The organism is Shewanella sp. 10B (assembly GCF_023475885.1).
GTDB lineage: Bacteria > Pseudomonadota > Gammaproteobacteria > Enterobacterales > Shewanellaceae > Shewanella > Shewanella mangrovisoli.
This window is the reverse complement of sequence record NZ_JAMDJO010000002.1, coordinates 247,629-271,019: the sequence shown is the minus strand read 5'-3', so window position 1 is coordinate 271,019 and position 23,391 is coordinate 247,629. Positions and strand designations below refer to the sequence as shown.

18 protein-coding genes and 1 pseudogene are annotated in these 23,391 nt (G+C 47.4%); 16 read left to right on the top strand and 3 right to left on the bottom strand.

Going from position 1 to position 23,391, the window contains the following annotated elements:
• The first annotated feature begins 29 nt into the window (after positions 1-29).
• The 3 genes from rbfA to rpsO all read left to right on the top strand — a co-directional run bounded on the left by rbfA (position 30) and on the right by rpsO (position 1,819).
• The gene (gene rbfA, locus M0415_RS08640; RefSeq protein ID WP_088210876.1) at positions 30-470 is read left to right on the top strand and encodes a 30S ribosome-binding factor RbfA; all 441 of its coding nucleotides are present in this window, start codon (positions 30-32) and stop codon (positions 468-470) included.
• Positions 470-1,423, top strand: a complete 954-nt coding sequence (gene truB, locus M0415_RS08635; protein ID WP_249554310.1) for a tRNA pseudouridine(55) synthase TruB — start codon at positions 470-472, stop codon at positions 1,421-1,423. The genes rbfA and truB overlap by 1 nt, the downstream gene beginning before the upstream one ends.
• Before the next feature lie 126 nt (positions 1,424-1,549).
• On the top strand, positions 1,550-1,819 hold the full coding sequence (gene rpsO, locus M0415_RS08630; RefSeq protein WP_011621820.1) for a 30S ribosomal protein S15: 270 nt from the start codon (positions 1,550-1,552) through the stop codon (positions 1,817-1,819).
• A gap of 87 nt (positions 1,820-1,906) precedes the next feature.
• Here rpsO and M0415_RS08625 read toward each other — a convergent pair whose 3' ends face one another.
• Positions 1,907-3,961: a putative bifunctional diguanylate cyclase/phosphodiesterase gene (locus M0415_RS08625; protein ID WP_249554312.1), complete on the bottom strand. Its 2,055-nt coding sequence runs from the start codon at positions 3,959-3,961 to the stop codon at positions 1,907-1,909.
• Between the two features lie 193 nt (positions 3,962-4,154).
• On the opposite strand from M0415_RS08625, the gene pnp reads away from it, so the two are divergent.
• From pnp to deoD, 11 genes and pseudogenes are all read left to right on the top strand, one after another.
• On the top strand, positions 4,155-6,254 hold the full coding sequence (pnp, locus tag M0415_RS08620; protein WP_088210873.1) for a polyribonucleotide nucleotidyltransferase: 2,100 nt from the start codon (positions 4,155-4,157) through the stop codon (positions 6,252-6,254).
• A gap of 191 nt (positions 6,255-6,445) precedes the next feature.
• Positions 6,446-7,348, top strand: coding sequence for a lipoprotein NlpI (gene nlpI / locus M0415_RS08615; RefSeq protein WP_220054915.1), 903 nt, complete (start codon positions 6,446-6,448; stop codon positions 7,346-7,348).
• Positions 7,349-7,447: 99 nt separating this feature from the next.
• A complete protein-coding gene (gene prfC, locus M0415_RS08610) occupies positions 7,448-9,028 on the top strand; it encodes a peptide chain release factor 3 (RefSeq protein WP_011716148.1) in 1,581 nt (526 codons plus the stop codon).
• 71 nt (positions 9,029-9,099) lie between these two features.
• Positions 9,100-9,279 carry a DUF5363 family protein gene (locus tag M0415_RS08605; protein ID WP_249560467.1) on the top strand — a complete coding sequence of 60 codons (180 nt, stop codon included), beginning with the start codon at positions 9,100-9,102 and terminating at the stop codon, positions 9,277-9,279.
• A 10-nt stretch (positions 9,280-9,289) separates the two neighbouring features.
• Entirely contained in the window at positions 9,290-10,054 is a 765-nt protein-coding gene (locus M0415_RS08600) for a TatD family hydrolase (RefSeq protein WP_249556583.1), read from the top strand.
• 176 nt (positions 10,055-10,230) lie between these two features.
• Positions 10,231-11,489 (top strand): annotated as a pseudogene (locus tag M0415_RS08595) (NupC/NupG family nucleoside CNT transporter).
• A gap of 349 nt (positions 11,490-11,838) precedes the next feature.
• On the top strand, positions 11,839-12,699 hold the full coding sequence (locus M0415_RS08590; protein WP_249554314.1) for a nucleoside-specific channel-forming Tsx family protein: 861 nt from the start codon (positions 11,839-11,841) through the stop codon (positions 12,697-12,699).
• Positions 12,700-13,113: 414 nt separating this feature from the next.
• Entirely contained in the window at positions 13,114-13,884 is a 771-nt protein-coding gene (gene deoC, locus M0415_RS08585; protein ID WP_011716152.1) for a deoxyribose-phosphate aldolase, read from the top strand.
• Positions 13,885-14,068: 184 nt separating this feature from the next.
• Positions 14,069-15,400 carry a thymidine phosphorylase gene (gene deoA, locus M0415_RS08580; RefSeq protein WP_249554316.1) on the top strand — a complete coding sequence of 444 codons (1,332 nt, stop codon included), beginning with the start codon at positions 14,069-14,071 and terminating at the stop codon, positions 15,398-15,400.
• Between the two features lie 9 nt (positions 15,401-15,409).
• The gene (locus M0415_RS08575) at positions 15,410-16,624 is read left to right on the top strand and encodes a phosphopentomutase (protein ID WP_055647280.1); all 1,215 of its coding nucleotides are present in this window, start codon (positions 15,410-15,412) and stop codon (positions 16,622-16,624) included.
• 91 nt (positions 16,625-16,715) lie between these two features.
• Positions 16,716-17,426 (top strand): purine-nucleoside phosphorylase, encoded by a 711-nt coding sequence (gene deoD, locus M0415_RS08570; protein WP_011621831.1) that lies wholly within the window; start codon positions 16,716-16,718, stop codon positions 17,424-17,426.
• Positions 17,427-17,594: 168 nt separating this feature from the next.
• On the opposite strand, the gene M0415_RS08565 is transcribed toward deoD, so the two are convergent.
• On the bottom strand, positions 17,595-18,797 hold the full coding sequence (locus tag M0415_RS08565) for a YtjB family periplasmic protein (protein ID WP_249554318.1): 1,203 nt from the start codon (positions 18,795-18,797) through the stop codon (positions 17,595-17,597).
• Positions 18,798-18,876: 79 nt separating this feature from the next.
• Between M0415_RS08565 and serB the strand changes: the two genes are divergently transcribed.
• A complete protein-coding gene (serB, locus tag M0415_RS08560) occupies positions 18,877-19,869 on the top strand; it encodes a phosphoserine phosphatase SerB (protein ID WP_249554320.1) in 993 nt (330 codons plus the stop codon).
• A gap of 82 nt (positions 19,870-19,951) precedes the next feature.
• Positions 19,952-20,953, top strand: coding sequence for an alpha/beta fold hydrolase (locus tag M0415_RS08555; RefSeq protein WP_249554321.1), 1,002 nt, complete (start codon positions 19,952-19,954; stop codon positions 20,951-20,953).
• A gap of 16 nt (positions 20,954-20,969) precedes the next feature.
• Here M0415_RS08555 and M0415_RS08550 read toward each other — a convergent pair whose 3' ends face one another.
• On the bottom strand, positions 20,970-23,342 hold the full coding sequence (locus tag M0415_RS08550) for a PilZ domain-containing protein (RefSeq protein ID WP_249554323.1): 2,373 nt from the start codon (positions 23,340-23,342) through the stop codon (positions 20,970-20,972).
• Between the last annotated feature and the right edge of the window lie 49 nt (positions 23,343-23,391).

Here is a 23,391-nt window from a genome sequence, read left to right as displayed (position 1 = left end):
TTTAATACATTAGCTATGGTAACTCTATTATGGCAAAAGAATTCAGTCGTACACGTCGCATAGCCCAGCAGTTGCAGCAAGAGCTGGCTGTTGTGTTACAACGCGACATGAAAGATCCCCGTATTGGTTTTGTAACCGTTAATGATGTCGATGTGTCCCGCGATTTAAGTTACGCCAAAGTGTTTGTGACTTTCTTCGAAGAAGACAAAGAGCTTGTGCAAGAAAAGCTCAATGCCTTGATTACTGCCGCACCTTATATCCGTACTTTAGTTGCGGGCCGCATGAAGCTGAGAGTCATGCCTGAAATCCGTTTCGTGTATGACAGCTCATTGGTTGAAGGTATGCGTATGTCTAACCTCGTCAGCCAAGTGATCAACAGCGATAAAGCCAAGCAGCAACAGTTTGGTAGCGCCGACGATGTGACTGATAATGACATCGACGAAGCCGATGACACCGAAGGTAAAGCGTAATGGCGAGACGTTCGAAGGGCCGCTTTATCGACGGTATTGTGTTGTTGGATAAGGCCACTGGCATGAGCTCCAACTTCGCATTACAACGGGTAAAGCGCTTTTTTAATGCCAACAAAGCAGGACACACGGGAGCACTCGATCCCTTGGCAACGGGTATGCTGCCTGTGTGTTTAGGTGAAGCGACTAAGTTTTCGCAGCATTTGCTAGATTCGGATAAGCGTTATCTGGTTACCGCAAAACTGGGACAACGCACAGATACTAGCGACTCTGACGGTGAAGTGGTGCAGACTCGCCCGCTCGAGTTCAGTGAGGCGCAGTTAATGTCCGCCTTAGAACATTTCCGTGGCGATACCCAGCAAGTGCCCTCCATGTATTCGGCGCTGAAATACCAAGGCCAGCCTTTGTATAAGTATGCCCGCGAGGGGATTGAAGTACCGCGCGAGGCGCGTCCAATCACAGTATTTGAGCTGAACTTCATCAGTCTAGAAGGCGATGAGCTGACCTTAGACATTCATTGCTCTAAGGGCACGTATATTCGCACTATCATCGATGATTTAGGTGAGATGCTTGGTTGTGGTGCCCATGTGATTATGTTGCGTCGTACTCAAGTTGCCCATTATCCCTACGACAAAATGGTCACTCTTGAGCAGCTCGAAGCCTTAGTTGCTAAGGCGCAGGAGGAGCAGCTTGACCCAAGCAGCTTACTGGACTCGCTGCTGCTCCCTATGGATACAGCGGTGGCCGACTTTCCTGAGGTCAATGTGCCAGATGCGAGCGCAGCTTACCTAATGCAAGGTCAGGCGGTACGAGTCTCTGGCCTAGTTGCAGATACACTGGTACGTATTACCTTAGGAAGCGAGCGTCGTTTCGTCGGCATTGGCGAGATGAATGAAGATGGTTTACTGGCGCCTAAGCGTTTAGTCGTGATCCACGACCAAGCTAAAGCATCTTAATTGATTATCTTGGGTTATTAATCCATCGCATTTATTGCGCGCGCCAAGGATTATGGGTAGAATAGCGCGCCCTCTGGCTGAGTTAGTGATCGGCTAGAGATTCACATTTTATATTTGGAGAGACACATGTCACTAAGTACTGAAGCGAAAGCAAAGATCCTGGCTGAATTTGGCCGTGGCGCAAACGACACTGGTTCAACTGAAGTTCAAGTTGCGCTGTTAACTGCTCAAATCAACCATTTGCAAGATCACTTCAAAGAGCACATCCACGATCACCACTCACGTCGTGGTCTGTTACGCATGGTTAGCGCTCGTCGTAAGTTATTAGCTTACCTGAAGCGTACTGAAGCAGCGCGTTACAATGAGCTGATCCAAAAGTTAGGTTTACGTCGTTAATCACGCGTTTACTGACGTAAAAAAGGAGGCTAAGCCTCCTTTTTTATTGCCTCAAATTCAGTGTTCTATACTATCTTCTTCGACGTATTAAGCGCCACGTAATCCATCAATATTGCTAATGGTTGCGGTTTGATTGGCAATATACAACGCCTCAAATTCTGCCTGTGGTAAGGGCTGGCTAAAGTAGAAGCCTTGACCAATTTGACATTGATTTTGTTTGAGCCAGTCGAGTTGCATCTCGTTTTCAATCCCTTCGGCCACAATCGTCAGATTTAACTGTTTGCCTAGCATTAAAATGGTCGAGGCAATGGCGCTGTCTCCCGGTAAGTCCGACACGAAGCAGCGGTCGATTTTCATGGTGGTGATCGGCAAATGGCGCAGGTAAGACAGGGAAGAGTAGCCTGTACCAAAATCATCGACGGCAATACCAAAACCTGCCGATTTGAGCTGCTCTAACTTGTTGATCGCCAGCTCAATATCATTCATTAACGAGGTTTCGGTGATTTCAATTTCGAGCAATTCCGGTTGGATTTGATAACGCAGCGCCATCTGTTTGATGTCCGACACTAAGCTGGCATCGGCAAATTGCTGTGATGCGACGTTAATGGCAATCGGTATCGCAAAGTTATATTTCTTCTGCCAGTCACGCAGCACACGGCAGCTTTGCTCGATAACCCAACGTCCGATGGGAATGATAATGCCGGTTTCTTCCGCCACTGGAATAAAAGAGATCGGGCTGATTAAGCGGCCATCTTTTTGCCAACGGATCAGGGCTTCACAAGCGGTGATTTTGCCGGTTTGTAAATCCAACTTGGGTTGAAAGTAGAGCAAAAATTCATTGTTTTTCAAGGCATCATGCAGTGATGCTTCGGTGCGGAGACGAACGGCCGCGCGCTCGGTCATCTGTTGCTTAAAGAAGGCCCATTGATTCGAACCAGCAGCCTTTGCGCTGTACATGGCGATATCGGCATGGCGGATAAGATCTTCGGCGCTGTTGCCATCTTCTGGATAGATGGAAATCCCAATCGATGCCGCCGGGTGAATCGCATGTTCATTCAGTTGAATCGGCACATTGAGCTGCACTAACAGCTTATCGACAAAGTCGGCGGCTTGATCGGGGGAGTGGACCGAGTCGGCTAAAATCACGAATTCGTCGCCACCTAGGCGTGATACTGAACCTTTATCACCGACTACACGCTCAAGAATACGAGCTATACGGGCGAGGAATTGATCGCCAAGGGCGTGTCCTAGGGAGTCATTGATATTTTTGAAACGATCTAAGTCAATAAACATCAAAGCAAAACTACTTTTATGAACCCGTGAGCGCTGAATTGTCACGGCAATAGTTTCGAGTAACAGGGTGCGATTGGGCAGGCCTGTTAATGGGTCACGGGTAGCCATCTTACGCAGTTTGGATTGGGTTTGACTGAATTGAATAAGGATCTGGTTAAACTTCGATGTCACTAGGCCTAATTCGTCATCCTTATGGGCATTGGACATAGGCAGCAGGTTTTCATCGGGCGAATCGGGGGAAATCTTATCTATGGCTTCACTGATCCTGGCAATCGGCTGAGTTAAGAAGCGGTGGAATACCACTGATAGCACTAAGGTAAGTAGCAACGCGCGGGCTAAGGTAGCAAAAAAGCTGAAGCGTAACTGGCTAAAGAGGGTGTTGGTGAGTTCTTGCGTGTCGTAAAAAATGGTTAGCGTGCCGATAAGCTGCTGTTTTTGTGTGCCTTCAAAGTAAAAGGGCCGATACAAGGGCCGCGAAATTTCTTTTAAGTCATCAAAGAGTTTGTTGCTAAGGCTGATAAAGGTTTGTGAGTTGTTTTTCTTATTATTGCTCACGGAAACAAACATCGAGCCGTCATCGAGTTCGATTACCGCAGAGCCCACATGCTCTACTTTAATCGCTCCCTCAAGGGTTTGCCTTGCTAGGTTGTCGTCTAATGCCCAGACGGCGTTGGCGGCGGGTTGTTCTACAGAATCCAGTAATTCCTGTTGCGTGGTAGTGAGTTGCTGCTTGGTGGAGACGACAACGAGGGCGATTTCAACAATAAAGATGGCGATAGCGAAAAAAAGCGCTGTAAAAACGACGAGATTCGTTTGTTTCCAAGTTAGGGATTTAAAGCGACCCGTCATTCAGCTCATCCTTTATTATTGTTTTCGCTATAGGGGATATTGCTACATTAAGTTACAACATAACTCTTTGTTCGTTTACCCACTTTAGTGAAAAGATAGACCTTTGTCATCATTATCTGCTCTTTATCTATTGTTCCTAATTGCAGTATACTTACGCGCGTAATTCAAGGTCATTAATTAAGGAATGGGTCACGTGAATCCAATTGTAAAGAGTTTTGAGTATGGTCAACATACAGTCACCCTGGAAACAGGTGTCATAGCACGTCAAGCAGACGCTGCCGTTTTAGCTAGCATGGGTGACACGACAGTGTTAGTCACTGTTGTTGGTAAAAAAGAAGCTGAAGCAGGCCGTGACTTCTTTCCTCTGACTGTTAACTATCAAGAAAAGACCTACGCAGCAGGTAAAATTCCTGGTGGTTTCTTTAAGCGTGAAGGTCGTCCTTCAGAAGATGAGACATTAATCGCTCGCCTGATCGACCGTCCTATTCGTCCTCTTTTCCCTAATGGCTTCACAAACGAAGTTCAAGTGATCATTACTGTTGTATCTGTCGATCCACAAATCGAGCCGGATATTATTTCAATGATCGGTACTTCGGCTGCGCTTGCTATTTCGGGTATCCCATTCAGCGGTCCATTAGGTGCGGCTCGTGTGGGTTATATCAATGGCGAATACGTACTGAACCCAACTGTTGAACAGTTAGCGACTAGCCAATTAAACCTGGTTGTTGCTGGTACTGAAAGCGCAGTACTGATGGTTGAGTCAGAAGCTCAAGCCTTACCGGAAGAAGTAATGTTAGGCTCTGTGGTTTACGGTCATGACCAACAACAAGTTGTGGTCAAAGCCATCAACGAATTCAAAGCAGAAGCAGGCAAACCAGTGTGGAACTGGACTGCACCTGTGGCGAACGAAGCCTTAGTTGCTCAAGTTAAAGAATTAGCTGAAGCAGGTTTTGTTGAAGCGTATCAAATTCAAGTTAAACAAGAGCGTTATGCTCAAGTTGCTGTGGTTAAAGCCGCTGCTAAAGAAGCACTGCTGGCTGCAAACCCAGAAGTGGATTTACGTGAAGTTGACGGTCTGCTCGGTAGCTTAGAGAAGAAAGTGGTTCGTGGTCGAATCATCCGTGGTGAGCCGCGCATCGACGGTCGTGAGCCAGACATGGTTCGCGCATTAAGCGTATTAGCTGGCGTATTACCACGTACTCACGGTAGTGCACTGTTTACCCGTGGCGAAACTCAAGCACTGGTAACTTGTACTTTAGGTACTGAACGTGATGCACAGAAGATTGATAGCATCATGGGCGAGCGTACTAACCGCTTTATGCTGCACTACAACTTCCCTCCTTACTCTGTGGGTGAGACAGGTATGGTGGGTTCACCAAAGCGCCGCGAAATCGGCCACGGCAAGTTAGCATGGCGCGGTATCAACGCGGTTATGCCAACGGCTGAAGAATTCCCATACAGCGTTCGCGTGGTTTCTGAAATCACTGAATCTAACGGTTCAAGCTCTATGGCTTCAGTATGTGGTACGTCTCTGGCGCTGATGGATGCGGGTGTACCCATCAAGACTTCTGTAGCGGGTATCGCTATGGGTCTAGTTAAAGAAGGCGATGACTTCGTTGTTCTGTCTGACATCTTAGGTGATGAAGACCACTTAGGTGACATGGACTTCAAAGTAGCCGGTACCCGTGATGGTGTGACTGCACTGCAGATGGACATCAAGATCGAAGGTATCACCAAAGAAATCATGGAAATTGCACTGCAACAAGCCTACGGCGCACGTGTACATATCCTGAACGTAATGGACCAAGCGATTGGTTCACACCGTGATGATATCTCTGACCACGCTCCACGTATCACCACTATCAAGATCAACCCAGAGAAGATCCGTGATGTTATCGGTAAAGGCGGCGCGGTAATTCGTGCTCTGACCGAAGAAACTGGCACCACTATCGAACTGGAAGATGACGGTACTGTGAAGATTGCTTCGTCAAATGGCGATGCAACCCGTGAAGCCATCCGTCGTATCGAAGAAATCACTTCCGAAGTTGAAGTGGGTCGTATCTACAACGGTAAAGTTATCCGTATCGTAGACTTCGGTGCCTTCGTGAACATTCTGCCAGGTAAAGATGGTTTAGTGCACATTTCGCAAATCAGCGATGAGCGTGTTGCTAACGTCTCTGACCACCTTGAACTGAACCAAGAAGTGACTGTTAAGGTCATGGAAGTGGATCGTCAAGGCCGTGTACGTCTGTCAATCAAAGAAGCACAGACTAAAGAACCTGCTGCTGAATAATCGTCTTTACTGACATTATCGGCGTCAGTTTCGACATGACGTGACCAAAAGGAGATCAATTGATCTCCTTTTTCTTTGTTTAGGTTTAATAAAATTGCGTTTAATGCTATTCCTCAATAGCAGTCCTGAAGTGGGATTGCTATCATGAACATTCTTCTGCGTTAGTTGGGAACCTAAAAAGGTAGAAATGGATGAGTCTTAAAATTAGAACCGCTGTTGTTGCTGTGCTGGCGGGTGCCAGCTTGATGTTGGCTGGATGTGCGACCACTAAGTCTCCCTTAGACAACCAAAATGACGTTGAAGGTAAGTTAGTCATCGCCCCCGTGATGCCTGACTATAAAGTCGAAGTCACCCTTGCCAAGCTGAATGAGATTTTATCGGCGGTAGAGCTAACCAACGAGCAGCGTGCACGTTTTCATTATGATCGCGGCGTGATTTACGACAGTGTCGGTTTACGCTTAATGGCGCGCATCGATTTTATGCAGGCACTTAAACTGCAACCCGATTTAGCCGATGCCTATAATTTCCTTGGTATTTATTACACCCAAGAGGGTGAATACGATAGCGCCTATGAGGCGTTTGATGGTGTATTAGAGCTGTCGCCAAACTATGATTATGCCTACTTAAATCGCGGTATCGCGCTTTATTATGGCGATCGCAACGATCTCGCCTTAAAAGATATGCAGGCGTTTTATGCCGGCGATAATAAAGATGGTTACCGCGCCCTGTGGTTATATCTTATCCAGTCGAAAGATAACGCTGAAGAGGCCAAACGTCAGTTACTAGAGCACCGCAAGGGGCTGGAAGCCGATGCCTGGTCAACCGTGATTGTTGATTATTATCTTGGCGTTAAGAGTCGTGATCAGGTTTTTGCCGATGCCAAGTTAGGCCTGACTCATCCGAAAGAATATGCAGAGCGTTTATGTGAAGCGTATTTCTATCTCGCCAAAATCGAAATCGCCAAGAATCAATACCAAGAGGCGGCGAATTATTTCCGTCTTGCCCTCGCGACCAATATTTATGACTTTGTTGAGCACAGATACGCGCGAATTGAGCTAGCAAAAGTTAAAGGTTTGCTCGAAGGCACAAAATAAGCCATATCGCCCGAGGCTCATCTTGGGCTTTACCTAGCCAAGTACGCACTGAGGCGCTATAATTTGCGCCTTTTTTAGCGATACGAGTGCATAGGTTAAATGTCAGACAATAAAGTAGAGGTCGATAAACGTCGCACCTTCGCGATTATATCGCACCCCGACGCGGGTAAAACCACCATTACCGAAAAAGTGCTGTTATTCGGAAACGCGCTGCAGAAAGCGGGTACCGTTAAGGGCAAAAAATCGGGTCAGCACGCTAAGTCTGACTGGATGGAAATGGAAAAAGACCGTGGTATTTCGATTACTACGTCTGTCATGCAGTTCCCCTATGGCGGTGCGCTCGTTAACCTACTCGACACTCCCGGCCACGAAGACTTCTCGGAAGATACTTACCGCACCTTAACGGCGGTTGACTCTTGCCTGATGGTTATCGACTCGGCAAAGGGTGTAGAAGACCGTACCATCAAATTGATGGAAGTGACGCGTCTGCGCGATACGCCTATCGTCACCTTTATGAACAAACTCGACCGCGATATTCGCGATCCTATCGAATTGATGGATGAGGTTGAGGATGTACTCAATATCGCCTGTGCGCCTATCACTTGGCCTATTGGTAGCGGTAAAGAGTTTAAGGGTGTTTACCATATTCTGCGTGATGAAGTGGTGCTGTACCAGAGCGGTATGGGACACACGATTCAAGAACGCCGCGTGATTGAAGGCATCGATAACCCAGAGCTGGATAAAGCGATTGGTAGTTATGCTGCTGATTTGCGTGATGAAATGGAGCTGGTTCGCGGTGCATCCAACGAATTTGATCACCAAGCCTTCTTGAAGGGCGAGCTTACGCCAGTCTTCTTTGGTACCGCTTTGGGTAACTTCGGTGTTGACCATATCCTCGATGGTATTGTGGAGTGGGCACCAAAGCCGTTACCTCGTGAAAGCGATGCGCGGATGATCATGCCTGACGAAGAAAAATTCACTGGTTTTGTGTTTAAAATCCAAGCCAACATGGATCCAAAACACCGTGACCGTGTAGCCTTTATGCGTGTTTGCTCGGGTCGCTATGAGCAAGGCATGAAGATGCACCACGTGCGTATCGGAAAAGATGTTAACGTCAGCGATGCCTTGACCTTTATGGCGGGTGACCGTGAGCGCGCCGAAGTGGCGTATCCAGGTGATATTATTGGTTTACATAACCACGGGACCATTCGTATCGGTGATACTTTCACCCAAGGTGAAAAGTTCCGCTTTACCGGTGTACCAAACTTTGCACCTGAAATGTTCCGCCGTATTCGTCTGCGCGATCCGCTCAAGCAAAAACAATTGCTTAAGGGCTTAGTGCAGTTGTCTGAAGAAGGCGCAGTGCAGGTGTTCCGTCCATTAGACTCGAACGATTTAATCGTTGGTGCTGTGGGTGTGCTGCAGTTTGAAGTAGTTGTCGGCCGCTTAAAGAGCGAGTACAACGTTGAAGCGATTTACGAAGGTATTAGCGTTTCAACCGCACGCTGGGTTTATTGTAAAGATGAGCGTAAGCTAGAAGAGTTCCGCCGCAAATGTAGCCAAAACTTGGCGCTCGATGGTGGTGATAACTTAACTTATATTGCGCCGACTATGGTTAACTTAAATCTTTCGATGGAAAGATACCCTGATATCGAGTTTGCTAAAACACGCGAACACTAATAGGTAAGTGACTCTAGGTTAAAAGGCGGTGATTCACCGCCTTTTTTGTATCTACAATTTGGGGATGACACATGATTCATTGGATAACTCAGGCGTGGCGTGCCTATATTCGTTGGTGTGACAAGATGGGGCTGACGCCTGAAAATCGCCGCTGTTGTATGCCTCGATTGGAGGACCCGCCATTAGCCCGCAATAATCCGAATTGCCAAGAAAAGGCGCCTGCACCCCAAGGAGAAACAAAATCGGAGTAACAGATAGATGATGCTAGATACCCACGCACACCTCGATTTCGCAGAGTTTGATAGTGACCGCGAACAGGTCGTGCAGCGTATGCGACAAGCGGGCATCGATAATCTGATCATTCCGGGGGTTTCCCCGCTGCATTGGGGAAAACAATTGGCGATTGCTGAGCAATATCAGTGCTATTTTGCCTTAGGCATCCATCCTTGGTTTTGCCCCGAAGATGTTGATAAGGCTATTGCAGCATTAACATTTCAAGTTTCTCAGTTACGAGAATGTCCCCGTTTTGTTGCTATTGGTGAATGCGGATTAGACAAACTTTATGCTGATAATTGGATTAAACAGTTAGCATTTTTCGATGCGCAGCTAACTCTCGCCAATGAGCTGAACTTGCCGGTTATCGTCCATGCAGTCAAAGCTCACCAAGAGGTATTGTCCCATTTAAAGCGCCACAAACTCCCAAAAGGTGGCGTAATACACGCCTTTTCTGGCAGTCCCGATATAGCTGCTGAATATATTAAGTTGGGTTTTAAGCTAGGTATTGGGGGTTTAGTGATGAATCCCAATGCGAAAAAACTGCTCAAAACCGTCAGCGAATTGCCCCTAGACAGCTTCCTACTTGAGACTGATTCTCCTGCCATGACCCCGCAAAATGTTACAGAAAAACGGAATCAACCCGCTAACGCTGTACTTTTTATAGACAAAATTGCAACTTTGCAAAAAAAATCTAGTGTTCTAATATCAGAACACTTGGTGTCGAATGCAATGCAACTGTTTGACCTTTAGTTGTTTTTGGTTAAACAGGTGTAGGTCGCAATAGCATTTTACTCTAAGCGATTGAAATTAAACTCCAAAATTTTGATCAAAACGACGATTTTCGACTTTCTCTCGGGTATAATCTGACTCGGAAATAGGTTGATTAACAACATAATTAAAAAGTGTTAACAATAGGGTGATGGTTAATGAATATATTGATGAGCTTAGTAGGGGTGGTCGTCCTACTTGCGATAGGTTTCCTCCTATCGAATAACAAAAAAGCAATTAACTTGCGTACTGTGGGTGGTGCATTAGCCATCCAGGCCGCCTTCGGTGGTTTTGTACTGTACGTTCCTGTCGGTAAAGATATCCTGAAAAGTGTATCTGACGCGGTTTCTAGCGTTATCGGTTATGCACAAAACGGTATCGGCTTCCTGTTCGGTGATTTAGCTAACTTCAAACTTGGCTTTATCTTCGCGGTAAACGTGTTGCCGTTATCGTGTTCTTCTCTTCTCTGATCGCCGTTCTGTACTACTTAGGCATCATGCAGTGGATCATCCGTATCATCGGTGGTGGTCTGCAAAAAGCATTAGGCACAAGCCGTACTGAATCTATGTCAGCGACTGCTAACATCTTCGTTGGTCAAACTGAAGCGCCGTTAGTGGTTCGTCCATTCATCCCAACTATGACTCAATCAGAACTGTTTGCGATCATGGTGGGTGGTTTAGCTTCTATCGCAGGTTCAGTACTGGCTGGTTACGCACAAATGGGCGTGCCTATTGAGTACTTAGTTGCTGCGTCATTCATGGCGGCACCAGGTGGTCTATTAATGGCTAAACTGATGCACCCAGAGACTGAAGTTGCTAAAAACGACATGGATGAATTACCAGAAGATCCTGATAAGCCAGCTAACGTATTAGACGCTGCTGCTGCGGGTGCTTCATCTGGTATGCACTTAGCGTTAAACGTTGGTGCAATGCTGTTAGCCTTCGTTGGTTTGATCGCAATGATCAACGGCATCATCGGTGGTGTAGGTGGTTGGTTCGGTGTTGAAGGTTTAACACTGGAACTGATCCTTGGTTACATCTTCATGCCTTTAGCTTTCTTAATCGGTGTACCTTGGAACGAAGCACTGGTTGCTGGTTCTTTCATCGGTCAGAAGATCGTTGTTAACGAATTCGTAGCTTACCTGAACTTTGCTCCATACCTAAAAGACATCGCTGATGGCGGTATGATTGTTGCTGACACTGGTTTAGCAATGACTGACAGAACCAAAGCGATTATTTCGTTTGCACTGTGTGGTTTCGCTAACTTGTCTTCTATTGCGATTCTGCTAGGTGGTTTAGGTGCTATGGCTCCTAACCGTCGTCACGATTTAGCTAAGTTAGGTATCCGTGCTGTTATCGCCGGTTCTTTAGCTAACTTAATGAGTGCAACAATTGCAGGTCTGTTCTTAGCTATCTAAGCATAGACGTGTAGGGGAGACGCTCCCCACTAACTGGGTCCTGACCATGCAGGGCGGGACCTAAGTTAATTCAACCATTTTCCAGTAGTGATTCCTGTAGTGAATAGTTTCTCCGATTGTATAGGCCAGATTACAACTAGACTTTAGCTGTGATGCTGTCTTAACAGTCGTGACGTACGGTTAAGTTAATTAATCGTAAACAACAAGTCGCGACTTTGTTCACAATTAAGAATTTTGTGTTCGTGATTTTACGCCAGATTATTGAGATTTTTTTTAATCGAGGTAGAATGCGAGCGCCACAAAAAGAACGCTACCCTTGACGGTAGCAAACAAAATAATGGGGTTGATGATGAAAAACGTTAAAACTTTAGCTTTAGCTGCTACAGCAGTAGCTGCAATGTCTGGTAACGCATTTGCTGCAGACCGTTCAGACCTTCACGGTTCTGACTACAAGTGGATGCAGTTCAATGCTATGTACTCTATCGGTGAAAAACCTGAGAACCCAGCGTCTGGCGACCAACACAACTACTTAGAAATGGAGTTCGGCGGCCGCTCTGGTATTTTCGATCTCTATGGCTATGTTGACGTGTTCAACTTGGCGAATGAAAGCTCAAACCATGGCGACAAGAATCCTGGTACAGGTAAAAGCAAGCTGTTTATGAAGTTTGCACCGCGTGTTTCTATTGATGCATTAACTGGCAAAGACTTATCTTTCGGCCCAGTACAAGAAGTTTACTTCTCTACTCTGTTCAATTGGGACGGATTAATCGGTGGCGATGCTAACGGCCAAAATGTTGGTGTTAACTCTACTTTCTGGGGTGTTGGTGCTGACGTAAACGTGCCTTGGTTAGGCAAAACAGGTATGAACCTGTACGCTTACTATGACATGAACGCGAAAGAGTGGAACGGTTACCAATTCTCTGCTAACTGGTTCAAGCCTTTCTACTTCTTCGACAACAAGAGCTTCCTGTCATTCCAAGGTTACATCGATTACCAATTCGGTGCTGACGCAACTGATGACTTGTACGTACCTAAAACCTCTAACGGTGGTAACATCTTCTTCGGTCTATACTGGCACTCAGATCGTTACGCTCTGGGCTATGGTTTGAAAGGCTTCAAAGACGTTTATTTGTTAGAAGATAAAGGTGGTTTAGTTGGCCTAGAATCAACAGGTTGGTCTCACTACCTGTCAGCTACTTACAAGTTCTAATTTCTTGTAAGAGCCGTTGGAGCCGCGATGGCGGCTCCATCTTTTATGTGTCATGAATCTTTATCTAAACCCATTTATAATTTGAGCAGTGCGTTTATATAAAGGTTTGTGTTTTTCTCGCGCTAAAACGGATTTTTCGCGGAAAAGTAGGAACAAGACATTATTCGTATCCTCTCTTCCGGTCTTCAAGGATTCAAGTCGTGATCACTTATAGTTCATTTAAGTGTCAGGATGCGTATGTGTTATGCATAGGCAAGATTGAATACCTAATAAAAATGTAATTTGCCCTACACAAATTACTCGGCATCGCCTGAAGGCCCGGCCATATAAAAATAATCAAAATAATGCCAGCTCTGAGCGTTGCGTATAAGCGACTGATTTCTATTTATTTGTTTTTTATTTTGGAGAGCTATTATGACTGATTTAAAAAAAGCAGCACAACGCGCCATCGAACTTATGGATTTAACCACCTTAAACGATGACGATACCGATCAGAAAGTGATCGACCTGTGTCACAAAGCCGTGACACCAGCGGGTAATACTGCTGCCATCTGTATCTATCCTCGCTTCATTCCTATCGCACGTAAGACCCTCGATGAGCTGGGCGCAGAAGACATTCAAATCGCAACAGTAACCAACTTCCCACACGGTAACGATGATATTGCTATTGCTGTATTAGAAACCCGTGCCGCCGTTGCCTATGGTGCCGATGAAGTTGACGTGGTATTCCCATACCGCGCGCTGATGGAAGGTAACGAAAGTGTCGGTTACGAGTTAGTCAAAGCCTGTAAAGAAGCCTGTGGCGATGTATTACTGAAAGTGATTATCGAATCAGGTGTATTAGCCGATCCTGCGCTTATCCGCCGCGCCTCTGAACTGTCTATCGATGCGGGTGCTGATTTTATCAAGACCTCTACCGGTAAAGTACCTGTCAACGCGACCCTTGAAGCGGCCGAAATCATGCTGACTGTGATCAGTGAAAAGAACACCAAAGTGGGCTTTAAGCCTGCTGGCGGCGTACGTGATGCTGCTCAAGCTGCAGAGTTTTTAGGTGTGGCTGAGCGTATTCTCGGTGCGGATTGGGTCTCTCCACGTACCTTTAGATTTGGTGCTTCAAGCTTACTCAACAGCTTGTTACACACATTAGAATTAGCCGATGCGCCTAAGCCGACTCAAGGTTATTAATCGAACATTGCATCTCGATTAATACCAAAATTGTATATCGAAACTAATTAAGTGTGACCTAAATCTAGTTGGAAACATCAAAACTTCGATAGCATGTAATTGTAATATTACTACAGTTTTGATGTTTCATTGCAAAGCTAAATAACGGATATGTTGTATTAGTATTTAGCTTGGAGGCAGTATCATGTTTCTAGCTCAGGAAATTATACGTAAGAAACGCAATGGGTTAGCATTAAGCACCGAAGAGATCCAGTTCTTCGTTAAGGGCATAACCACTAATGCAGTGTCGGAAGGTCAGATCGCCGCATTAGGCATGGCTGTGTATTTTAATGACATGAATATGGATGAAAGAATCGCTTTGACTACGGCAATGCGCGATTCTGGCACTGTACTCAATTGGCAATCACTTGGTCTTAATGGCCCAGTCATCGATAAACACAGTACAGGTGGTGTCGGTGATGTGATTAGTCTCATGCTCGGCCCCATGGCTGCGGCTTGCGGTGGTTATGTGCCGATGATTTCGGGTCGCGGACTCGGACACACAGGCGGTACGCTCGATAAGTTCGACGCTATTCCCGGTTATCAAACCGAACCTTCGAGTGAATTGTTCCGCAAAGTAGTTAAAGACGTTGGTGTGGCGATTATCGGCCAAACTGGCGATCTGGTTCCCGCCGATAAACGTTTTTATTCCATCCGTGACAACACTGCGACCGTCGAATCCATCTCCCTCATTACTGCCTCAATTCTCTCTAAGAAATTAGCTTGTAGTCTCGATGCATTGGCGATGGACGTCAAAGTCGGTAGCGGCGCATTTATGCCAACCTACGAAGCCTCTGAAGAACTTGCTCGCAGTATTGCAGCAGTAGCCAATGGCGCAGGTACTAAAACAACGGCCTTACTCACTGACATGAACCAAGTGTTAGCCTCATGTGCGGGTAATGCGGTTGAAGTGAAAGAAGCCATCGACTTCTTAACCGGTGCTTACCGTAATCCTCGTCTGTACGCTGTGACTATGGGTCTTTGTGCCGAGATGTTACTCCTAGGTGGCCTCGCGACCGATGAAGCGGATGCCCGTGCCAAGTTAAACCGCGTATTAGATAACGGCCGCGCTGCCGAGATCTTTGGCAAGATGGTTTCAGGCCTCGGTGGTCCAGTCGATTTTGTCGAAAACTACAGTAAGTACTTACCGCAATCGCAAATTATTCGTCCAGTCTTTGCGGATACCCAAGGCTATGCCCACAGCATGGACACCCGCGAACTCGGTTTAGCCGTGGTTACCTTAGGTGGTGGTCGTCGCAAGCCTGGTGATGCACTCGACTACAGTGTTGGTTTGACGCAAGTCTGTACCCTTGGCGATAAGATTGATGCTTCAACGCCGATTGCCGTGATCCACGCGCAATCTGAAGATGCCTTTGCTCAGGCGGAAGAAGCCGTGAAAAAAGCGATTCGTATTGATGAAGTCGCTCCAGAAAAAACACCTGAGATCTATGCTTATATCCGAGCTGCGGATCTTTAAGGAAGAATTATGAAACGTACAGTTATAATGATGTTGGATTCCTTTGGCGTGGGCGCCGCTGGCGATGCCGCCAAGTTTGGGGATCTAGGTTCTGATACTTTTGGCCATATCGCTAAAGCGTGTGCCGAAGGTAAAGCGGATATCGGCCGTGAAGGCCCGTTAACGCTGCCAAACTTGGCGCGTTTAGGTTTAGCCCATGCGGCGATGGAAAGCACGGGGGCGTTTGCTCCAGGCTTTGCGGACAATGTTGAGCTGATTGGTGCCTATGGCCACGCTCAGGAATTAAGTTCGGGTAAAGATACTCCGAGCGGTCACTGGGAAATGGCGGGCGTGCCCGTATTATTCGACTGGGGCTATTTCAGCGAGCACCAAAACTCGTTCCCTAAAGAGCTGACAGATAAGATTCTCGCCCGTGCCGGACTCGATGGCTTTTTAGGTAACTGCCATGCTTCTGGTACCACGATTCTGGAAGAATTAGGCGAAGAGCACATGCGCTCTGGCAAGCCGATTTTTTACACTTCGGCGGATTCGGTATTCCAGATTGCCTGCCATGAAGGCACATTTGGTTTAGAAAATTTATATCGTCTTTGCGAAATCGCCCGTGAAGAGTTAGAGCCTTACAACATTGGTCGCGTGATTGCGCGTCCATTCGATGGCACAGGCCCAAGCGACTTTGCTCGTACTGGTAACCGTAAGGATTACTCCCTCGAGCCGCCAGCGAAGACAGTATTAGATAAGTTAAAAGCCGCGGGTGGTGAAGTCGTGAGTGTGGGCAAGATTGCCGATATTTACGCTTACTGTGGCATCACCAAAAAGGTGAAGGCAAACGGTTTAGAAGCGCTATTTGATGCGACTTTAGCCGAAGTGAAATCAGCGGGTGAAAATACTATTGTATTCACTAACTTTGTTGATTTTGACTCCCACTATGGTCACCGCCGTGATGTGGCAGGTTATGCGAAAGGGCTGGAGTATTTCGACTCGCGTTTACCTGAAATGCTCGCGCTGCTGGATGAGGACGATCTGTTAATCCTCACTGCTGACCATGGTTGCGACCCAACATGGCAAGGTACTGACCATACTCGTGAATATGTGCCTGTATTGGCCTATGGCGCAGGGCTGAAAGCCGGTTCACTCGGTCGCCGTAACAGTTTTGCCGATATCGGCCAATCTATCGCAAGCTACTTCAAGCTTGAGCCGATGGAATACGGTGAGTCGTTTATTTAAGTAAACGTGCAAGATCTCGATTTGGCGGCCAACATTGAGCCGCCAGTAAACAAAGACTTAAGTCTTAATAAAATAAACAGGGGTTATTTCGATGGCAACACCACACATTAATGCTGTAGAGGGCGCATTCGCTGAGACAGTTCTGTTTCCAGGCGATCCATTACGTGCAAAATATATTGCTGAAACATTCTTAGAAAATGTTGAGCAAGTGACTGACGTTCGAAACATGCTAGGTTTTACCGGTACTTACAAAGGTAAACGTATTTCTGTTATGGGTTCAGGCATGGGTATTCCTTCATGCTCAATCTATGCAACTGAATTAATTAAAGACTACGGCGTTAAGAACCTGATCCGCGTGGGTACTTGTGGCGCGATCAGCACTGACGTTAAAGTGCGCGATGTGATCATCGGCATGGGTGCTTGTACCGATTCTCAAGTTAACCGTTTGCGTTTCAAAGGCCAAGATTTCGCTGCTATCGCGAACTACGAGCTGATGAATGCCGTGATCGAATCTGCCAAAGTGAAAGGCACTAAGATCCGTGTTGGTAACGTTTTCTCTGCCGACCTGTTCTACACTCCTGATCCACAAATGTTTGACGTGATGGAAAAAATGGGCGTGTTAGGCGTAGAGATGGAAGCCGCTGGTTTATACGGTGTTGCCCATGAATTCGGTGCCCGTGCACTGTGTGTGGTAACTGTATCTGACCATATCCGTACTGGCGAAAAAACCACTTCCGACGAGCGTCAAACCACGTTCAACGATATGATCGTGATGACATTAGACGCTGCAATTACGCTGTAATGTGTCGCTAATTTCGTTATAAGAAAAGGGTTCGCACTGCGAACCCTTTTTTATTGCCTCGTTATCTTCAAGTTCAATCGGTTTAGCCGTGTTGCTGGCTCTTGGATGGATAATTTTGCAAGGCGGCGCTAAACCCAAGATGCTTCAATTTGAGCAGAGATGCCTCGATTAACCCGTAGAATCGGTATCTAAATCGCTCGGTTGAGCGGGGGCTTTCTCTGCGGTAGATTTCGCTGCATTGGTTTTCACTCGGCGCACCGATTTAACCTTAGGTTTATTCGGCGAGGGTGTTGAGCTTGGCGCATCGGTGACTGAAGCTTGGGTCGGCTGTTCTTTGGTATCCGTTTTAGACTGAGACTGAGACTGAGGCGTTGGCTCAGATGATGACTCATCCTTTGTCTCTTTCTCTGGTTTTATCTCTGGTTTAAGCTCTGGCTTCGCATCAAGCGCTTTCTCTGCTGCTTGCTCTGATACTGGTTCTGGCGCAAGTGCAGCTTTTGTTTCTGCGCTTGTTTTGGCTTTCTTCGCTTTAGATTCGGCAATGGCTTGATTGCTGTCTTCATTCTGCGCCTTGCTTACAGCCGATTTCTCCAAGAGCGGAGTGTCGAGATCCTGTTCTGCTTTGCTTTCTTTGGCCTTTTTAGCTTCTGCCGGCTTTTGCACAGCTTCAGTGTCACTTGAGATATGGGTGTCTTTATTATCCGATGGTTTAGCTTCCTCGGCCGCTTCGGGGGCTTTTATGGCTTTATTCTTCTTAGGGTTTTTACGCAATTTGGCGCGGGTTCGACGGCGGTCAAAATCGGCGCGCTTAAAGGACAAGGCGCGGGATAACAACATACCGATAAGGCCAGCAACCAGCAGCATCATTTGCTGCTGCTCCATATTTAGGTTATGCGCTTCTTTGATTTCATTAAAAAATAGTTTGGTATCGAGTCTAACCTCGACATAGCCTAAATTTTTTCCATCTTGGATCACGGGTTCGACATAGGGCGGATATTTGCTCAGGAGCAAACTCATGTCTTCCGATTCGGGATCTAAGGCTTCATTGGTCAGGCTTTGGGCGAAGGCTAAGCGTATACCTTGGTCGCTGAAAATGGCCGCCGACATTACCTTAGGATCTTCGACTAAGGCACTGGCCAGCCATTGGAGTTGTTCATCGTTTTGCAATTGTAGGGCGGGCGCCGCGCTGTAGGCCGTTTGTTGTACCAGTAATCTAGCCATCTTTTGCGTTTGGGACTTTAGAAGCAGCTGACCTTGTAGTAGGCTTGTCTGCCACAATTGCACTAAGCCGACCATCAAGGTCAGGGCGATGGCGATTTGGAGCAGTCTACTGATTTTATGGCTTTTCTTTAGCCCTTTAAGATATAACACTTTGACCCTTAATAGTTAGAGCGCTTGCCTAATCATAATTGATTCTGAGTGAGCCCGATAGTTGGAGAATACGAGTCCTATGGAAAGCTTGAACCAAAATGCGCTGTTTGTATGGTTAGCTGCTAGCCCTTCACCTCGCTTTGAATATCAGGGGCTCAGTTTCGAGGCTTATCAGGAATCGTCTACGCGGCCATCCCAGAGCGGATTTGCTATGCGTCTGATTTACGAAGATTTAAGCATTGAAGACTCATTAGCGGCTTGGATTGTTTCTCTAGCTAAAAGCCTCAAATTAACCTCGCTCTCCATCGCACCTATTCGCCGTCAAGTGTCGCTGCATTGTGTTGAATTAGCCCTTCCCGTTGAGCCGAGTGCTGAGCTGTTAGCCACCTGTCCATCACAGGTAGAGTTACACCTTATTCGTGGCCCATTACCTAAACTGAGCGAGCCCGGTTTACTGGTGATGGACATGGATTCTACCGCGATCCAAATTGAATGTATTGATGAACTTGCCGCGATGGCAGGAGTCGGCGAGCAAGTGGCGGCGATCACCGAGCGCGCGATGCAGGGCGAGCTGGATTTCGAGCAGAGTTTGCGCCAAAGGGTTGCCCAGCTCGAGGGTGCCGATGCCAAGATTATTCAAACCTTGTGTGATACTTTGCCACTGATGCCAGGCCTCGAGGCCATGCTGACTGAGCTTAAGTCACACCATTGGCGTTTGGTTGTCGCGTCAGGTGGTTTCACGCCGTTTGTAGGTCACTTAAAACAGCTGCTGAATTTAGACGCGGCCTTTGCCAATGAATTAGTTATTGTGGACGGTAAGCTTGCGGGAACCGTCACGGGGAAAGTTGTCGATGCCCAGTTTAAGGCCTATGTAGTTAACCGTTGTAGCCAAGATTGGCAGATCCCTGCTGGGCAACGTGTTGCCATCGGTGACGGTGCCAACGATATCCCTATGGTGCAGGCGGCGGACTTTGGGATTGCCTTCCATGCTAAGCCTAAACTTGCGGCGGCGGCGGATGCGCGGATCCGCAGTTTAGATCTGCGGGTATTGCCTTATCTGCTGCAGTTTTAATTCATCCTCTGTATCCGAGTCGTTAACATTAGAGTAATGACTCTTGTTTTTTGACGCTTAGCTGGTAGTTTAGTGTTCATTAATGGACTACCAGCGACTGACTTTGACTTCCTCTTCATCCCAACACTCGGCGCCAACGCCTGCACAAACTTCCTTCTATATTCCGTACCGAGATGGACAGCTGCATCTGCGTCAGTTGTTGCCTGCCAATGCGGATTTTTCGAAGCCACCGATCCTTATGTTGCATGGTGCCATGTCCAATGGCCGGGTATTTTACAGCCAAAGTGGTCGAGGCTTAGGATGTTTTCTCGCTCAGGCGGGCTTTGTGGTGTATGTGCTGGATACGGCGGGCAGGGGGGGGAGTCTACCCAAAATTGCGCGTGGCTTTACTCTGGGGCAAGGGGAGGTGATCCGCGAGCAGCTGCCATTAGTGCAGCAGCATATTTTGAATATGCATCAACAGCTTTGTCAGGAGCTGGGTAAGCCAGCGCCATCGCAGCTGCATTGGTGTGCGCATTCTTGGGGCGGCGTCTTGATGGCGAGCGCCTTAGCGCGTTATCCCGAACTGCAGCAGAGTGTGCGGTCGCTGCTCACTTTTGGCAGTAAACGCACGATTCGAGTGAAGTCCTTTAAAAAATGGTTGATGGTCGATGTGTTTTGGAATCGCCTCGCCCCAAGTTTAGCCGTGGGGCAGGGGTATCTCGCCGCCGATAAGCTGCGTGTCGGTATGGATAACGAGAGCCGCGCCTCGTTAACTCAAAGCATAGATTGGGTGCGTGGAGAGTGGCTCGACCATGATGATGGCTTCGATTATGGCAAGGCGGCGAAGGCGGCTAACTGGCCCGTCGCGTGGTTTATTGCCGGGCAAAACGATACTGTGCTTGGGCATCCCGAAGATGTCGCCGATATGATCTCTGAGTGTGGTTTTCGCCAAGTAAAATACACTCTGCTCTCAAAGGCTAACGGCTTTAAACACGATTATGGCCATGCGGATATGCTGACCCATCTGGATGCAATGGGTGACCATTTTCCCATGATCCGCGATTGGTATCTCGGGTTTGAATTGGCAGTGTTAAAAGACTAGGGCGATGCGCCCTCGCTTATTTTTGCAGCGCAGGGTAGCGCAGCTCCACCTCTTGGGTGATATCGAGTAGCTCTCCGACACCGATAATCCGCCAGAGTTGTTCCTCGAGTTGTTTCGCCCTGTGGTTGGCGTGGATATTGATGTATTCCAATTCGCGGCGCAGATAACCCATATCCGGTTTCTCGGTCGCACCACGGTAAATCCGCAGCGCCATAAAGCGCCCCGCCAATTTACTTTGGTTGATAAAGGCGATTTTGGCCTGTGCATCCCCAAGCTCGGTGGCGGGAACACATTTTAAATGGAATTGACCGCGGGACTGGCGGGTCAATTGGATAAATACCTCAATAAAATCCATATCCTGCTGCGGCTTCATTTGGCGGATAGGATCGAGAATATCCCGTTTAAAGAATCCATCTTTTAGTAGCGGCGCGAGATTATATTGCAGGGTATCCGAGGAGCCGGCGGCAAAAATATCGCTGATCTCATCATGCTCAGTGCTGACCCCTAAACAGGCGACCTGTGCCGATTTTGTTGTTTTTTCAACAAAGTAGGGTACCGAATGCAGCTCGCGTAATAGAATGTTTTTCAAACCATCGGCCAGCTCTTTTATCTCGCTGTTGTTCTCGGTTAGCTGTTCGAGTTTTTCACGGTTATGGGCGATCAGTTTATTTAAAAACTCCACGCCAACGTGGGGCGTATGGCCCATGACTGCGGCTAAATGCAGTGTCACGCCATTTTTACGGGTACGCACTAGACGATAGGGTAAATTATCCAGTTGGGTTTTACCGGCAATGGTCTGCAACTTAGGCAAACTGATCATTATTGGCTTGTTGGTGGCAAACTCAGTCGGATTATCCAGAGTCAGCTGCATGCCTCGACCAGAAATATCTAAGCTTATCCCCGTCGCTTTTAAGGCTCCCTGCGATACATTGACTAAGGTTTTGAAGGCAAAACGCGCTTCCTGTCGACGCTCACTAAATTGCATCGAAACCGGCTTGATTTGGTGTGCCGTTAGGCGCTGTTGGCCAAAGGCTTTGAGCGCATTGGCATTGCTATCGTCCTGCCAGGCCTTGTAGCTAGCCCTTTCATCCTCATTGGTAAGGTCTATTAGTTGCAGCATATGGCTGAACTGGGATAATTGCTGCTCCACCAGTGGGCTGTACTTAGCATCATCCCCCGGTAAGGTCGCACGGCGATAACCTTTCGCATGGTAAATCTTATCTGGGATAAGCTTGAAAATACGCCAGCTCGGTTTCGTTGAGGCAAAACCTAAGAATAATGACGTCATGCCCTTGGCTTTTAATTCGGCTAAGGTGGCCGAGTAAAAATACAGTGAGCCTTGGGCGTTGTAGGTAAAGCTAAAAAACAATCCGTAATCGGGATTTTCGGGATGATTGACCAGCGCCGAGAGCCTTGCTGGCGTCAGCATGGCGGGCAATTGGCTGATATCATTCTCATCCTGAAAATAATGCACTATCTGCTGATTGTCGCGGCTCAGCAGCATATGGCTGATGGATTGGGACTGCTGACTGAGAAACAGAGGCAAATGCGGCAGATGCGGTAGGTAATGGCGCTCGAATCCCAGACCCGAGGCCGTCACTAAGACATCATTCACGTCCAGCTTATAACGGAGCTTGTAGCCTCGGATTAAGTTGCCCAGCATTTCACCTAGGGCATCGGTACCACCAATCCGGCGTAAGCGTAACCAAATGAATTCACCATTGGTTTGGCTGTCGACAATCTGATAATCGACCCCGAGTTGCAAATCGGGGTAGTAATATTCTTCACTAAGCTCGAGCAGTTTGACCTTGAGGGGCTTGTCGAGGTCGAAGGGATGATTCGCCGCCAAGCGAATGCGCGCACCGCCAACCGATAAATCGACGGTGATCCCCGGCATTTCGGTTCGCCCGGGTTGCGACACCGCAATGCGGATACTGTAATTCATCCGTTCTTCGGCGCGGTTAAAATAACTGCCGAGCACCACACCGGGCACCATAAAAGGTTCGGGTTCGACGCCATCCGGTTGTTGTGTCACCTGACGCAGTTTTTGGCGCCGCTGTTGATGGGCATTGATGACGTATTCATACACCCCTAAGGTATACTTATTGCGGTATAAAGACATAGCCGCTTGCAGACTATGCTTGGCGGGCTCATCGAGAAAATGGCGTTGCTGGCCGAGCATGACTTCGGTGCAGGGCAACTCAGACTTATCCCTAAGATCGATAATCCGAGTGCAGGGCGAAGCCAAACGATTCAACTCCATTTTCAACAGAAAACGGGTCGAATTGTTTTCATCGGCAGTCAGCTGCTGAAAAATCTCTTGGAAATTCGGTTCCATGAGTAGCGGCTTGAGCTGTTCTATGAGTGCATTATGGTTATCTAAACTCATGTAGGGTCTTTTCTAATGCTGATTTTATGCCGTGCTGTGTTAGTCTAAT